The sequence below is a fragment of the Plantactinospora sp. WMMB782 genome, from assembly GCF_049179135.1.
In the GTDB taxonomy this organism is placed as follows: domain Bacteria; phylum Actinomycetota; class Actinomycetes; order Mycobacteriales; family Micromonosporaceae; genus Plantactinospora.
The window spans coordinates 1,357,905-1,373,092 of record NZ_JBMHMC010000007.1 but is presented as its reverse complement, the minus strand read 5'-3'; the positions used below and the strand labels follow the sequence as shown (position 1 = coordinate 1,373,092).

Here is a 15,188-nt window from a genome sequence, read left to right as displayed (position 1 = left end):
CAATGTCGACTGTTTCCTGGATCACCGCGCGGGGGCTCTTCGGCCGGCGCCGGTTCCTGCTGCTCTTCCCGCTGCCGGTGCTGCTGGTCGGGCTCGCCGTGCTGGCCCGCTCGGCCGGCGTCGACGCCGCCCAGTGGGGCCAGCCGGTGGTGTACGGGCTCGGGCTCGGCGTGCTGCTGCCGGTCACCGCGCTGATCGTCGGTACGGGTGTGCTCGGTTCCGAGATCGACGACGGCACGCTGCTGCACATCCTGACCAAGCCGCTGCCCCGGTGGCAGATCGTGTTGCCGAAACTGGCCGTGGCGACCGGGGTCACCGCGCTCACCGTCGCCGTGCCGCTCTACGTCGCCGGGGTACTCGCCGAGTCGGTCCGCTTCGGGCTCGGGCTGGCCGCCGCGAGCGCGGTGGGCGCGCTGGCGTACTCGGCGTTCTTCCTGGCGTTGAGCCTGCTGACCCGGCGCCCGGTGCTGCTCGGTCTGGTCTACGTGCTGATCTGGGAGGGCCTGCTGACGAACATCGTCAGCGGCACCCGGACGTTGTCGGTGCAGCAGTACGTGGTGACGCTCACCGACCGGATGGCCCCGAGTGTGCTGTTGGACGGGTCGGTGTCGCTGCCGGTGGCGATCGTGATGACCGTGCTCTTCACCCTCGGCTTCACGGCGCTGGCGATCCGTCGGCTGCGCACCTTCAGCGTGGCCGGCGAGACGAGCTGACCGACGCGGCGGCCGTGGGCCCGTCCGGCCCACGGCCGCCCGCGGCCGCCCGCGGGTCAGGCGAGGCCGAAGTACCTGGCGATTCCCCGGGCGTGCCCGACGGCGAGCGCCTGCCGGAAGTCCGCGCGGGCCAGCAGGGCGGCGTCGGCGGCCCGGTCGATGAAGAGGTTCTCGGTGAGTACCGCCGACATCGCGGTCTCCCGGAGGACCTGGAAGTTCGCCGTCTTCTGGCCCCGGTCGGTGACCGAGCCGACGGTGCGGGCGCTGCTCAGCACGGCCGCGTGCACGTCGTCCTGGAGCCGCAGGGTGGCGGTGCTGGTGACCGGGTAGACGTAGCTTTCGAAGCCGGTGCCGCCACCGGCGTTGATGTGGATGCTCACGAAGATGTTGGCGCCCCAGGAGTTGGCGTCGCTGCTGCGGTAGCTCAGGCTGCGGGTGATGTCCGTGGTGCGGGACATCCGGATCGAGACGTCCCAGTTGCTCTGCAGGACGGTGCGGGTGCGCAGCGCGATGTCGAGGGTCAGGGCTTTCTCCTGGAGGCCGTTGCCCACCGCGCCGGGGTCGGTGCCGCCGTGTCCGGGGTCGAGGTAGATCTTGGGTGGTGCGGCCTGCGCGGGACTGGCGAGCAGGGGTGCGGTCGCGATCCCGGCGACCGCGGCCAGCAGGGTTCGTCTACGCAGTAGGGGTGCGTCGGACATGGATTCCTCCCCGGGGGTAAGTGGGTGGACGACGCCGAGCCGGGGCCGATAATTTTCACTGGCCGCCGCGATGGCGTAAATTTTCGACATCAAGACGCGTCGATGTCAAGACCCCGGGGGGCGAAGATGGTGGCATCCTCAGGGGCGCCACTCCAGCCAGTTCCGTCCCTCGACGAAACCCGCCCGCAGATAGAACGGCGTCGCCCGGTCGTTGGCGTGCACCGTGACGTGTTCGAGTTCCCGGAGCCTGGCCTCGGCGAGTACGGCTTCCAGCAGCACCCGGCCGACTCCCCGGTCGCGCAGTTCCGGGATGACGTAGACCGACTGCACGTCGCCGGTGCGCCGGGACAGCGTGTCGGGGCTCGGCACCCGCTCGGCGAGCATCAGCCAGGCCATTCCGGCGATCCGGCCGTCCAGCTCGGCCAGGAACGGCAGGTGGGTGGCGAGGTGGTCGACCGTCCAGCTGGTGAAGACCTCCAGGTAGACGTCGCGGTCGGCAGCCGGACCGTCCCGCCCCTCGGCCCAGCACCGCCAGCGCAACCGGGCCAGCGCCGGCGCGTCCACCGGCCCCGCCCGGCGTACGGTCACCGCCATCGTTCCTCCCGTGGGCAGCTCGTGGCGTACGACGACTCCGGGCTCCGCGTGCCGCAGGGTGCAGCCGGGCGGGGTCAGCCGGTGTTGCGCATCCCGGCGGCGATGCCGTTGACGGTGGTCAGCAGGGCGCGCTCCAGCGCCGTACCCTCGCCGGGAGCGCGCCGGCCGCCGGGCGCGGTGGCCACGGCCCGCCCGGCCGCACCCGAGTCGCGGTACTGTCGCAGCAGCGCCACCTGGAGGTGGTGCAGCGGCTCCAGGTAGGTGTCCCGGACGGCGAGGGTGCGTTGCAGCACCGGGGAGTTCTCCAGCAGGGCCGGCGAGGCGGTGATCGCCAGCACCTCCTGCTTGGTCAGCTCGTACTCCGCCTCGATCAGGTGGAAGATCGGGTGCAGCGGCTCCGGCACCAGGGTCTCGACGTACCGGCGGGCGATCGTCAGGTCGGTCTTGCTCAGCATCATCTCGACGTTCGACAGGAATGTGCCGAAGAAGTGCCAGGCCCGGTGCATCTCGGCCAGTACGTCGCCCATCCCGGCCTCCCGGGCGGCGGCCAGCCCCGTCCCGACGCCGAACCAGCCGGGGACGATCTGCCGGGTCTGGGTCCAGCCGAAGACCCACGGGATGGCGCGCAGCCCGGACAGCCCGGCGCCGGTGTTCGGCCGCTTCGCCGGCCGGGAGCCGATGTTCAGCGCGCCGAGCAGCTCGGTCGGGGTGGAGGCCCAGAAGTAGGCCGGCAGGTCCGGGTTCTCCACCAGCGAGCGGTAACGCCGGTAGGCGGCGCCGGAGACCACGTCCATGGTGGCGTCCCAGCGGTCCAGCGCCTCGGCCGGCTGCCGGGGGGTGGTGTGCAACAGGGTGCTCTGCAACACCGCCGCCAGGGTCAGCTCCAGGTTCTCCCGGGCCAGCGAGGGCAGGGTGTACTTGTCGGAGATGACCTCACCCTGCTCGGTCACCTTGATCTCGCCGTCCAGCGTGCCGTACGGCTGGGCGAGGATCGCCTCGTGGGTGGGGCCGCCGCCCCGGCCGACCGTGCCACCCCGGCCGTGGAAGAGCCGCAGCCGTACGTTGTGCCGGGCGGCCACGTCCCGCAGCGCCCGCTGGGCCCGGTGGATGGACCACTGCGAGGTGGTGATCCCGGCCTCCTTGTTGGAGTCGGAGTAGCCGAGCATCACCTCCTGGACGTCGCCCCGGGCCGCCACGATCGCCCGGTACGCCGGCAGCGACAGCATCTCGTCGAGCAGTTCGCCCCCGGCGTCCAGTTCGGCCGGGGTCTCCAGCAGCGGCACGAAGCCGACCCGGGCCCGGCCGGTGTGCACGTCCACCAGCCCGGCCTCCCGGGCCAGCACCACCGCGGCGAGTACGTCGTCGACACCGAGCGTCATCGAGATGATGTACGACTCGATCACCTCGACGCCGAACCGTCCCTGCACCTCGCGGATGGTCCCGAAGACGTCGAAGGTCTTCCGGGCCGGCTCGGTGAGCGGCGTGTCCATGGTGGAGAGCGGCCGCCGCCCGGAGAGCTCCTCGGCGAGCAGCTTGGTCCGTTCGGTGCGGCTCAGCGCCGCATAGTCCGGCACCTCGCCGAGTTGGGCGTAGAACTGGGAAAGCACCACGTGGTGCGCCTCGGCGTGCTCCCGGATGTCCATCGTCGCCAGGTGCGGCCCGAAGGCGGCGACGGTGCGGATCGCCGACGCGAGCCGGCCGACCGCGGTGAGCTGGCCGGAGTTGCGGGCCAGCGAGGCGCGCATCAGCTCCAGGTCGGCGAGCAGGTCGGCGGAGCCCCGGTAGTCCCGCCCCGGCACGTGCGCGGTGCCCTGGTTGAGCCGGCGCCGGGTGTTGGCCAGCTTGGCGCGGACGCACCGGGCCTTGAGCCGGTACGGCTCCTCGGCATTGACCCGGCGGAACCTGGGGGCCACCTCGGGGAGCGCGTCGAGGTCCTTGGCGAGGCTGGCGGAGAGGTCGAGGCTGACCCCGCGCAGCCGGCGGGAGACCGAGATCTCGTTGATCAGCGCCTCCATCGCCGCCTCGGTCGCCTGGATGCCGTGCTCGTACTGGATCAGCAGCACGTCCCGGGTGACCTGCGGGGTGACGAAGGGGTTGCCGTCCCGGTCGCCGCCGATCCAGGTGCCGAAGCTGAGCGGCCGGGCGGTCGGTGCGGTCTCCACGCCGAGCCCGCGCAGCGTGTCGGCGAGGTCGTCGAGGACCTGCGGGGCCGCCTCGGCGTAGAGGTCGCGCAGGTAGTAGATGGCGTTGCGGGCCTCGTCGGTCGGGTCCGGCCGGTCCAGCCGCAGCTCGTCGGTCTGCCAGAGCAGGTCGAGCAGTTCGGCGAGGCGCCGGCTGGCCGGGCCCTCGTCGCTGGCGCCGTAGAGGATCGCGGCGGCGGCCTCGGCGTCGAGTTCGTCGGCGACGGCGCGCAGCTTGGACAGGATCGACCGGCGGGCCGCCTCGGTCGGATGTGCGGTGAAGACCGGCCGGACGGAGAGCCGGCGGGCGACCGAGGCGATCTCCTCGGGTGCCACCCCGCGCTCCCGGATCAGCCGGGCGGCCTGGTCCAGCCAGCCACCGTGCGCGGCCCGCTGCCGGCGCAGCTCGCGGGAGCGGTGCACCTGCTCGGTGATGTTGGCCAGGTGGAAGTAGGTGGAGAAGGCGCGGGCCAGCTTGGTGCCGGTGGTGACGTCCATCGCGCCGAGCCGCTGGGCGGCCGCCTCCGCGTCGTGCCGGACCAGCGCCCGGACCTCCTCGACCAGGTCGAGCAGGGGCGGACCCTCCTGGCGGGCGAGGGTCTGGCCGAGGAGCTTGCCGAGCCGGCGGATGTCGGCCCGCAGTGCGGCGTCGGGCCCGTCGTGGTCATGCTGGTCGGTCACCGTGCGCTCCTTGATCGAGTACGGAGGACAGCGTTGTCCGACACAGGGGATGTTATCGGCGGCCGCTCCCGGAACGCTAACGAGACTCGTGCCGGAGCAGCTGGGTACCGGTACGGATCGGGTCGATTCGGCGGCCGGAAAGATACTTTATGCCTACTTTCAGGCGCCTGCGGTGGATGATCGTTAGTTTGCTCACCCCGTGCTCGGGGGCTGGCTATCCGGTCGCCTGACCTGGCCGACCACCCCGGTACGCAGACTGTCGAGCTGCCCCGGCCGTGCGCCCACCGGCTGTCCGGTCCGGCGAGATCAGGGTCGGGCTCGACCACCGCCATCCCCGCACCCCGCGTGGGGCACTTCCCGCTGCCCGTCCGCAAGTTTGTGATCTTGGTGCTCGCTGGCCTGCGCACCGCCGCGCTCCGCGACTCGTGGTCCCGGCGCGGTGGCCCGCGGGCCGGGTGCTGCGGCGGGCACGTGTGCGTCGAAGCGGAACTACCAAGATCGAAGATGGTCCGTGCGGCGGTGGTGACCGGGCGCCCGGGTCCCGGACGCCGCCGCCCCGGCGCTTCGCCGCCTTCTATGAGTACGACTGGTTTCGGGGCAGCGCGAAGATCGTCCCGACGGTAACCTCTCGGGCGTTGGCGCGCCCATCCGATGTGGACGTCGGCTGCGTCATCCGTCGATTCTCATCGACCCTGCGTGCTCCGACCTGATCGGTCTCGCGCCGCCACCCGCTCCGCCGCGACCCAGCGGCGGCCCACCCCTGCGTGAGCAGCGGGGAAACCAGAGTAAGGAGATCCCTTTGAAGCGGACTACCAAACGACTGATCGGCGCCGGTGCGCTGCTGGTGGGGCTACTCGCCTCCGCGCTGCCGGCCGGCCCGGTCTCCGCCAGCGCGACACCGGACGCACCGTCCACCTCGGACGTGGTGCCGCTCGTCGTCGGCGGTCGGAACGCCAGCGAACCGTACCCGGGGATGGCCTCCATCCAATGGACGCGCAACGGCGACCCGTACTGGAACAGCTGCGGCGCGACCCTGATCCACCCGCGGTTCCTGCTGACGAACGCCCACTGCGGTTGGGACCTCACCGGCGCCGCGCCCGTGCCGCTCGACCCCGCGAACCTGCGCGTACGGATCGGATCCCACGATCGCACGTCGGGCGGGTTCGTCAGCCCGGTCGCCGAATTCCTCATCCACTCCGAGTGGGACTGGGGAGCGGGCGATGACCGGGTGGCCGACATCGCGCTGGTGCGGCTGCCCAACCCGGTGCCGGTCCAGCCCTACCGGCTGGCGACGTCCGAGACCGGGACCGCGACAAACATCGGTCGGATCCTCGGCTGGGGATCGATCACTCCTGATCGCAACAATCCGGTCTACCCCGAGATCCTCCAGGAACTGGACGTCCGGGTGCTTCCCAACCAGGATTGCGAGATGGGCGGCCTCCCCATCAGCGAGGGGGAGATCTGCTTCGACAGCCCAGGGGGTGCGGGCGTCTGCTACGGCGACAGCGGCGGCCCCGGCCTCCGGCGTGCCCACGGTGAGTGGCGGGTGCTCGGTGGCGCAAGCCGGGAAACCAGCGCGGCCTGTGGGGTGTCCCCCACGATCTACACCTCGGCCGTCTACTACCGGGACTGGATCGACGAGGTGATCAGGACCGGCGTGGTGCCACCGCGTGCCAACTCCGCTACGGCCGGTACCCCTTCGTCAGCCGACCTGCACCGCTGGCTCGCGGGGGTCTAACGGCGTACGGCAAAATCCGCCCCCGGCCGGGTATCCGGCCGGGGGCGGTCGGCGTTCCAGCCCCTCCGGATCAGCCCCGGTCTCCGGTCGGCGACCGGCCGGTGGGTCGTCGCCGCCGAGTTCGTCGGCGCCAGGCGATAGGCTTGGCGGCGGTGTTGGGCAGGACCCCGGCGTCACCGGCATCGGCCGGGCCGGAGGACCTCCTCACCCCGACCCCCCCGCCCGACCTGGGCGCGGGGCATTTTCCGCGTGCTCAGCCAGAGGTTGTGATCGTGCTAACCGGTCTACTCACCGCCGCGCTCCGTGATCCCGCGCTGGGCCGGGTCCGGGCGCTGGCCCGTACCGGTGGGTCAGAGGTCGACGGGCTCGACCTGACCGCGCCACCCGCGCTGCGACCATTCCTGGTCGCCGCCGTGGCAGCCGGCGAGGAGGCGGGCGGGGCGGGCCGGCCGGTGCTGGCCGTGACCGCCACCACCCGGGAGGCCGACGACCTGGCCACCGCGCTGGGCAGCCTACTCCCGCCCGAGCAGGTAGTCGTCTACCCGGCCTGGGAGACCCTGCCGCACGAGCGGCTCTCGCCCCGCTCCGACACCGTCGGCCGGCGGCTCGCCGTACTGCGCCGGCTGGCCCACCCCGACCTGTCCGAGCACGCCGGCCCGGTCCGGGTGGTGGTCGCCCCGGTCCGCTCGGTGTTGCAGCCGCAGCTCAAGGGTCTCGGCGACCTGGAGCCGGTCCGGCTCGCGCCCGGCGCCGAGGCAGGGCTGGAGGAGACCGCCAGGCGTCTCACCGACCTGGCGTACGCCCGGGTGGACCTGGTCACCAAGCGCGGCGAGTACGCCGTCCGGGGCGGCATCCTGGACGTCTTCCCGCCGACCGACGAGCACCCCTCCCGGGTCGAGTTCTGGGGCGACGACGTCGAGGAGATCCGCACCTTCGCCGTCGCCGACCAGCGGACCATCGAGGCGGTGCCGGCGCTCTGGGCACCGCCCTGCCGGGAGCTGCTGCTCACCGAGCCGGTCCGGCGGCGGGCCGCCGAGCTGGCCGCCGAGCACCCGGAGCTGGCCGAGATCCTGGACAAGCTCGCCGAGGGGATCCCGGTCGAGGGGATGGAGTCGCTGGCCCCGGCCCTGGTCGGCGCCGACTCGCTCGAACTGCTGCTGCACTGCATGCCGGCCGGCAGCCACGTACTGCTCTGCGACCCGGAGCGGATCCGGACCCGGGCGCACGACCTGGTGCGTACCTCGGCGGAGTTCCTGGAGGCCAGCTGGGCGGCGGCCGCCGTCGGCGGCCAGGCCCCGGTGGACCTCGGCGCCGCCGCCTTCCGGACCCTGGCCGAGGTACGCGGCACCGCCGCCGCCCTCGGCCAGCCCTGGTGGTCGGCCTCACCGTTCGGCCTGGCCGAGGCCGCTCCCGGACCGGCCGCCACACCCGAGCCGTGGGCGGTGGAGCCGGAACCCGCGGTGACGGTGGTGCCGGACACCGGCGAGGCGCTGGCCCTGGCCGCCCAGCCGGTGCCGCTCTACCACGGCGAGACCGCCCGGGTGGTCGACGACCTCAAGCGCTGGGTCGGCGAGGGCTGGGCGGTGGCGCTGGTCTTCGAGGGGCACGGGCCGGCCCAGCGTGCCGTCGAGGTGCTCCGGGACGCCGGCCTCGGCGCGGCGCTGACCGAGCACGTGCCGGCGCCGCCCGGTGCCGGCGAGCTGCTTGTCACCTGCGGCTCGCTCAACCACGGCTTCCTGGACGGCGCGTCCCGGATCGCGGTGGTGACCGGCAACGACATCACCGGCGGGCGGGGCGCGTCGACCCGGGACATGCGCAGGATGCCGAGCCGGCGGCGCAACACCATCGACCCGCTGGAGCTGCGGGCCGGCGACCACGTGGTGCACGAGCAGCACGGCATCGGCCGGTACGTCGAGCTGGTGCAGCGCACCGTCAACGGCGCCGACCGGGAATACCTTGTCATCGAGTACGCGGCAAGCAAGCGCGGCCAGCCCGGCGACCGGCTCTTCGTCCCCACCGACCAGCTCGACCAGCTCTCCCGTTACGTGGGAGGCGAGCAGCCCACCCTGCACAAGATGGGTGGCGCCGAGTGGCAGAAGGCCAAGGCGCGGGCCCGCAAGGCGGTCCGGGAGATCGCCGCCCAGCTCGTCCAGCTCTACGCCGCCCGCAAGGCGTCCAGGGGGCACGCGTTCGCCCCGGACACCCCGTGGCAGCGGGAGCTGGAGGACGCCTTCCCGTACACCGAGACGCCGGACCAGCTCGCGGCGATCGAGGAGGTCAAGCGGGACATGGAGCAGTCGGTCCCGATGGACCGGCTGATCTGCGGCGACGTCGGCTACGGCAAGACCGAGATCGCGGTGCGGGCCGCGTTCAAGGCGGTGCAGGACGGCAAGCAGGTGGCCGTGCTGGTCCCGACCACCCTGCTGGCGCAACAGCACTACAACACCTTCGCCGAGCGGATGGGACAGTTCCCGGTCTCGATCAGGCAGCTCTCCCGGTTCCAGACCCCGAAGGAGGCCGAGGCGACCCTCGCCGCCGCCGCCGAGGGCAGCGCCGACATCGTGATCGGTACGCACCGGCTGCTCCAGGCGGCGACCCGGTTCAAGTCGCTCGGCATGGTGGTGGTGGACGAGGAGCAGCGCTTCGGGGTGGAGCACAAGGAGCACCTGAAGACGCTCCGGACCGCCGTGGACGTGTTGACCATGTCGGCGACCCCGATCCCGCGGACCCTGGAGATGGCGATCACCGGCATCCGGGAGATGTCGACGATCGCCACCCCGCCGGAGGAGCGGCACCCGGTGCTCACCTTCGTCGGGGCCTACGACGACAAGCAGGTCGCCGCCGCGATCCACCGCGAGCTGCTCCGCGACGGCCAGGTCTTCTACCTGCACAACCGGGTCGAGTCGATCGACCGGGCGGCCCGGCGGATCCGGGAGCTGGTGCCGGAGGCCCGGGTCGCGGTCGCGCACGGCCAGATGGGCGAGGACGCCCTGGAGAAGGTCATGGTCGGCTTCTGGGAGAAGGAGTACGACGTCCTGGTCTGCACCACGATCGTCGAGTCCGGCATCGACATCCCGAACGCCAACACGCTGATCGTGGAGCGGGCCGACCTGCTCGGGCTGGCCCAGCTGCACCAGATCCGGGGCCGGGTCGGCCGGGGTCGGGAGCGGGCGTACGCGTACTTCCTCTATCCGCCGGAGAAGCCGCTCACCGAGCACGCGCACGAGCGGCTGGCCACCATCGCCCAGCACACCGAGCTGGGCGCCGGGATGTACGTGGCGATGAAGGACCTGGAGATCCGGGGCGCCGGCAACCTGCTCGGCGGCGAGCAGTCCGGGCACATCGAGGGGGTCGGTTTCGACCTCTACGTCCGGATGGTCGGTGAGGCGGTGCAGGCGTTCAAGGGCGAGCGGCCGGAGGAGGAGGCCGACATCAAGGTCGACCTGCCGGTCGACGCGCACCTGCCGCACGACTACATCGGGGTGGAGCGGCTGCGCCTGGAGATGTACCGCAAACTCGCCGAGGCCCGGGACGCGTCCCGGCTGGCCGAGGTGGTCGCCGAGATGACCGACCGGTACGGCGAGCCGCCGGAGCAGGTCGGCAACCTGGTGGCGGTGGCCCGGTTCCGGCTGCTGGCCCGGGCGTACGGGCTGAGCGACGTCTCGGTGCAGGGCCGGCACGTCCGGTTCTCCCCGCTGCCGCTGCCGGACTCGAAGCAGCTGCGGCTCAAGCGCTACCACCCGGACGCGGTCTACAAGTCGGCGACCGACCAGGTGAGCGTGCCGCGCCCGACGACCCGCCGGATCGGCGGCGAGCCGCTGCGGGACCAGGCACTGCTGGACTGGTGCGCCCAACTCCTCAAGGACGTGCTCGGCGAGCTGGGTGACCCCGTGCCGTCGGGGCGCGGCGGTGCGTGAGAGAGTGTCGAGCATGCAGCGTGCCCGTCGTCTGGCGTCGATCGCGGTCATCGCCGTGCTCGGCAGCACCGTCCTGTCCGCCTGCCGGTCCGACTCCAGCGTCGCCGTCTACCTCGGGGATAAGAAGATCACCGAGGACGAGGTTTCCTCGGTGCTGGACGACGTCCGGAGCAAGGCGTCGCCGGCCGCCGAGCCGGCCGCCATCGAGCAGGCCGGCGCCGAGCCGGCCGCCACGCCCGCGCCGGACGCGCCCGAGCCGAAGACGCCGAGCCGGGCCGAGGTGGTCGGCACGCTCGTGATGCGGGAGGTCTGCCTCAAGCTCGCCGCCGACAAGGGCTTCGAGCCGTCCGAGCAGGCCCCGGTCGAGCGGGTCGCCGAGGCGACCGGCCTGCCGGCGAACTCCCGCTACGTGCGGCTCTTCTCCGAGCTGGACGCCTGCCGGGCCGGCATCCCGGTGACCCAGCCGGTCGCGCCGACCCAGCAGGAGCTGATGGACGTGGTGGCCCGGGGCCGGGCGGCCGGGGTGATCCCGAAGGACGCCAAGGACGGCGAGGCCGGGCAGCAGCTCGACGGTGAGGTGCTCCGTCGGGCGCTGGCCATGCGTAACGTGCTGACCGAGGCGCTGGAGAGCACCGACGTCACGGTCAACCCGCGCTACCGGCCGCTGGAGTACCCGGTGCTGACCTTCTCGGACGGCAGCCCGGCGCTTGTCGTGCCGATCGGCTCCGCCGGCTCCGACACCGTGATCGACGCCCGCTGACCGGGGAACTGCCCGGCCCGGCCGGCCGGATCGTGCTGCTTGTCACCTCGCCCCGGCTGCCGGCCGGGCTGCTGACCGCGCCCGCCTGGGACGTCGTACGCGGCCATCCGGTGCTGGCCGGCGCGGAGAGTGAACTGGCCACGGCGGTACGCACGGCAGGTGCCGAGGTGACCGTCACCCCGACCCCGGTGCCCGATCTGCTGGCCACGGTCGCCGAACACGGTACGGCGGTCTGGCTGGCCGGTCCGGCCGGCGACGAGGACCTGGCCCGCGAGCTGGGGCTGCGGCTGGCCCGCCAACCCGGGCTGGCCGAGCTGGAGCTGATGTACGGCTCCTGGGACCCGCCGGGCGCCCGGCTGCTGGACGCGGTCGAGGTGATGGACCGGCTCGCCTCGCCCGGCGGTGACCCGTGGAAGCGGGCGCAGACCCACGCCTCCCTGGCGCGGTACCTGCTGGAGGAGTGCTACGAGGCGTACGACGCGATCGTCGCCGACGACCTCGGCGCGCTCCGCGAGGAGCTCGGCGACGTGCTGTTGCAGGTGGTGCTGCACGCCCGGCTGGCGGAGAACCTGCCCGAGGGTGAGCGCTGGTCGATCGACGACGTCGCCGGTGGGCTGGTGGCGAAGATGATCCGGCGCAACCCGCACGTCTTCGCCGGCACCGAGGTCGGCGGCATCGACGAGATCGTGGACAACTGGGAGCGGATCAAGCAGGCCGAGAAGCCGCGGAACTCGGTGCTCGACGGCGTCGCGTTCTCTCAGCCCGCGCTGGCGCTGGCGGCGAAGGTGCTGCACCGGGTCGCCCGGGCCGGGCTCGCCGTGCCGCCGCCGGAGCCGGCCGCCGGGGCGGACGGGACGGCCCGGCTGGGTGCGAGCCTGCTGGCGACGGTGGCTGGTGCCCAGGCGGCCGGGCTGGACGCCGAGGCGGCGTTGCGCCGGGCGATCCTGGACTATGCGGCGGTGGTCCGGGCGGCGGAGCGTGCCGACGGCGAGCAGGCGGCTGACGGCGAGCGGGGCGGCTGACGGCGAGCGGGGCGGCTGACGGCGAGCGGGGCGGTTGACGGCGAGCGGGGCGGTTGACCGCGAGCGGGGCGGCGACGGCGAGCAGGATGGCCGCCGGCAGCGGAGATCTCAGTTCTCCCGCCGGGCCCTGCGCCTGACGCGCAGGGTCGTTCCGACCGTGGTGCCGGCGAGCAGCAGTGCGGCGAAGCCGAGCGCGATCGGGCCGGGCCCCAGGCTGTCCAGCCAGCCGGCGACCGTGGTCTGGACGGTGGCGGCGGCGTCGACGACGGGGTCGGTGTCGACGTCACCCCGGAAGACCCGGATCTCGTACCAGCCGTACCAGGCGACGTAGCCGCCGGCCAGCACCAGCAGTCCACCGGCGACCCGCCCGACCACCGGTGCCGCCCGGCGCAGACCACGGACCAGCGAGACCTTGGCCAGCGCCACCGCCAGCGCGGCCAGCCCGACCACCAGAGCCATGCCGGCGGCGTACGCGAGGAAGAGGCCGATTCCGGCGCCGATCGAGTCGGTGCGGAAACCCGCCACCACCACGGCGAGGAACGGGCCGACGGTGCAACCCAGCGACGCGATGGCGTAGGAGGCGCCGAAGAGTGCCATGGAGCCGAACCGGCGGGTCAGCTCCGGACTCGCACCGACCTTGGGAACGGCACCGGGCAACTCGCGACCGGCCAGCAGCCAGCCGCCGAGCCCGACGAGGGCCAGGCCGACCACGATGCCCACCCAGGGCAGGTGCTCGGCGAGCAGGCCGGCAAGCGGGGCGGCGAGCAGACCGAACGCGCCGAAGACCGCGACGAAGCCGGTGGTCATCGCCAGGGTCGACCAGAGCGCCCGGCCGATCGCCCGGGACCGTCTGCCGTCGTCGTCGGCAAGAACCAGGAACGACAGGTACGCGGGCAGCAACGCGAAGCCGCACGGGTTGACCGCGGCCAGCAGCCCGGCGGCGAGGGCCAGGGCGTACGGGGCGTCGAGCACCGGGCCGTCACCCGGCCAGTGCGGCGACCCGGTCGCGCAGGGCGCCCGGAGTCAGTGTCCCTTTGTACGCGACCGTGCCGGCGGCGTCGAGTAGCACGTAGTACTCCTGACTGGTGACGCCGAACCGCCGCCACACCTCGCCGCTGTCGTCGGCGAGGTTGACGAAGCCGTCGATGCCCTGGTCGGTGACGAACTTGCGCATGGCCTCGTCGCCACTGTCCAGGCCGGCGACGCCGACCACGTGCACCCGGTCGCCGTGGCTCTGCCGCAACTTCGCGACGTCGTCGGCGGCGGCCCGGCAGCGGGGACACCAGGCTGCCCAGAACCAGAGCACGACCGGCCGGCCGTGCAGGGCGGTGGCGTCGAACGTCTCACCGGTCACCGTGGTGGCGGTGAACCGCAGCGTCTCCGGCACCGCCCCGGTGTTCGCCGGTGTGCTCGCCCCGGCCGTTGCCGGAGCGGAACTCGGCGACGCGGCCGGCGGCGTGCTGTCGCCCGCCCCGGCCGGTGTGCCGGCGTCCGTCGCGCAGCCCGCCAGGGCGAGCGCACCGGCGACGAGGAGGGCTCCCGCCCGACCTGCCCCTGCCATCCGACCTCCAGGTGTTTCCGTCAGGTGCAGGCAAATCTATCCACAGTGGGGACGGTGCGGTTCTTACCGGCTGCTTACGTCTGCCCCATGCCGGTCTCGTTCCGGGCACGCGCGCTCCGAGTTGGCGCCGTGCAACTGGACCTACCGGTCAGCCCGTCGGGCGGAGCGTGTCGACCCGGGCCACCGCCTGGTCGATCCGCTGCTCGGTGAGTCGACCCGAGCGGACCAGCCCGACGACGTTGTCCAGGGTCTGCCCGACGACGTTCGGGTCGTACTCCTGCTGGTTGCCGAAGACCAGCAGGTCGACACCGGCCGTCAGGGCCAGCGCCACCGCCTCGTCCCGGCCGAACCGGCTGGTGACCGCCACCGCCTGGATGTCGTCGCTGACCACGGGGCCGCGCCAGCCGAGCCGGTCGCGCAGCAGGTCGGTGACGACCGCCCGGGACAGCGAAGCGGGCCGGTCCGGGTCGAGCTTCCGGTTGATCACGTGCCCGACCAGGATCGAGTCGGTGGCCCCGTTGGCGATCATTTTCCGGAACGGTTCGAGTTCGGTCTCCCGCCAGGAGTCGGTGACGTCGACGGCGGTGAAGTCGGTGTTCCCGCTCGCGCTGCCGAGTCCCGGGAAGTGCTTGAGCGAGGTGCGGATCCCGGCGGCCCGGTGTACCCGTACCTCCTCGGTCGCGTTCCGGACCACCACGTCCGGGTTGGCCGAGAAGCTGCGGTCGAGCGCGCCGACGGCCGGGCCGTCCGGGCGCAGGTTCAGGTCCACCACCGGGGCGTAGTTGAAGTTCGCCCCGATCGAGCTGAGGCTGCGTGTCAGCCCTTCGGCCCAGGCCCGGGTGGTCGGGATGGAGTCGGCCCGGCCGATCTCGGCCTGGGAGCGGCTGGCCGGAAAACCGTTGCCGGGATTGAGCCGGGCGACCCGGCCGCCCTCCTGGTCGATCGTGACGAGCAGCCGGCCGGGCGACGCCTGTTTGAGCGCCTTCACCAGCGCGGTCACCTGGCCGGGCGAGCTGATGTTGCGTACCGTGTCGGTCCTGAGGTCGCGGTCGAAGAGGATGACGCCGCCGAGCCCCTCCCGGATCGCCTTGACGACCCAGTCGGCCTCGGACGCCCGCTGGCCGCGGAAGCCGACCACGAGCAGGCTGGCGATCTTGCGGCGTAGCGCGGTCTCGTCCCGCCCACCCGGACCGGCTCGTCGGGACGGGGTGCCGGCGAGCCGGGTCGGCGCCTCGCCGCTTCCGCAGCCGGCGGCGGCGGCCACGGTGGCCGAGCCGAGGCCGGCGAGCAGTCGGCGGCGACCGAGGCGAGGACCCTCCACCCG

Annotated in this window: 11 protein-coding genes; 5 read left to right on the top strand and 6 right to left on the bottom strand. The window is 72.9% G+C overall.

Going from position 1 to position 15,188, the window contains the following annotated elements; genetic code table 11:
- Positions 1–2: 2 nt before the first annotated feature.
- The gene (locus ACN28A_RS08095) at positions 3–713 is read left to right on the top strand and encodes an ABC transporter permease (RefSeq protein WP_421393781.1); all 711 of its coding nucleotides are present in this window, start codon (positions 3–5) and stop codon (positions 711–713) included.
- Between the two features lie 56 nt (positions 714–769).
- Here the strand turns inward: ACN28A_RS08095 and ACN28A_RS08090 are convergent, their stop codons facing one another.
- The 3 genes from ACN28A_RS08090 to ppc all read right to left on the bottom strand — a co-directional run bounded on the left by ACN28A_RS08090 (position 770) and on the right by ppc (position 4,866).
- Positions 770–1,411, bottom strand: a complete 642-nt coding sequence (locus ACN28A_RS08090) for an N-acetylmuramoyl-L-alanine amidase family protein (RefSeq protein ID WP_421393780.1) — start codon at positions 1,409–1,411, stop codon at positions 770–772.
- 138 nt (positions 1,412–1,549) lie between these two features.
- Positions 1,550–2,005, bottom strand: a complete 456-nt coding sequence (locus ACN28A_RS08085; RefSeq protein ID WP_421393778.1) for a GNAT family N-acetyltransferase — start codon at positions 2,003–2,005, stop codon at positions 1,550–1,552.
- Positions 2,006–2,079: 74 nt separating this feature from the next.
- A complete protein-coding gene (gene ppc / locus ACN28A_RS08080; protein ID WP_421393775.1) occupies positions 2,080–4,866 on the bottom strand; it encodes a phosphoenolpyruvate carboxylase in 2,787 nt (928 codons plus the stop codon).
- Positions 4,867–5,665: 799 nt separating this feature from the next.
- On the opposite strand from ppc, the gene ACN28A_RS08075 reads away from it, so the two are divergent.
- The 4 genes from ACN28A_RS08075 to ACN28A_RS08060 all read left to right on the top strand — a co-directional run bounded on the left by ACN28A_RS08075 (position 5,666) and on the right by ACN28A_RS08060 (position 12,303).
- Positions 5,666–6,604, top strand: coding sequence for a S1 family peptidase (locus ACN28A_RS08075; RefSeq protein ID WP_421393773.1), 939 nt, complete (start codon positions 5,666–5,668; stop codon positions 6,602–6,604).
- A gap of 272 nt (positions 6,605–6,876) precedes the next feature.
- On the top strand, positions 6,877–10,521 hold the full coding sequence (mfd, locus tag ACN28A_RS08070) for a transcription-repair coupling factor (protein ID WP_421393771.1): 3,645 nt from the start codon (positions 6,877–6,879) through the stop codon (positions 10,519–10,521).
- 13 nt (positions 10,522–10,534) lie between these two features.
- Entirely contained in the window at positions 10,535–11,281 is a 747-nt protein-coding gene (locus ACN28A_RS08065; protein ID WP_421393769.1) for a hypothetical protein, read from the top strand.
- 8 nt (positions 11,282–11,289) lie between these two features.
- Positions 11,290–12,303 (top strand): nucleoside triphosphate pyrophosphohydrolase, encoded by a 1,014-nt coding sequence (locus ACN28A_RS08060; protein ID WP_421404230.1) that lies wholly within the window; start codon positions 11,290–11,292, stop codon positions 12,301–12,303.
- 108 nt (positions 12,304–12,411) lie between these two features.
- Here ACN28A_RS08060 and ACN28A_RS08055 read toward each other — a convergent pair whose 3' ends face one another.
- From ACN28A_RS08055 to ACN28A_RS08045, 3 genes are all read right to left on the bottom strand, one after another.
- Positions 12,412–13,275, bottom strand: coding sequence for a cytochrome c biogenesis CcdA family protein (locus ACN28A_RS08055; RefSeq protein ID WP_421393767.1), 864 nt, complete (start codon positions 13,273–13,275; stop codon positions 12,412–12,414).
- A 7-nt stretch (positions 13,276–13,282) separates the two neighbouring features.
- Complete coding sequence (locus tag ACN28A_RS08050; RefSeq protein WP_421393764.1) at positions 13,283–13,864, bottom strand: redoxin family protein; 582 nt, start codon at positions 13,862–13,864, stop codon at positions 13,283–13,285.
- Positions 13,865–14,012: 148 nt separating this feature from the next.
- Positions 14,013–15,185 carry a glycoside hydrolase family 3 N-terminal domain-containing protein gene (locus ACN28A_RS08045; protein ID WP_421393763.1) on the bottom strand — a complete coding sequence of 391 codons (1,173 nt, stop codon included), beginning with the start codon at positions 15,183–15,185 and terminating at the stop codon, positions 14,013–14,015.
- Positions 15,186–15,188 lie beyond the last annotated feature (3 nt).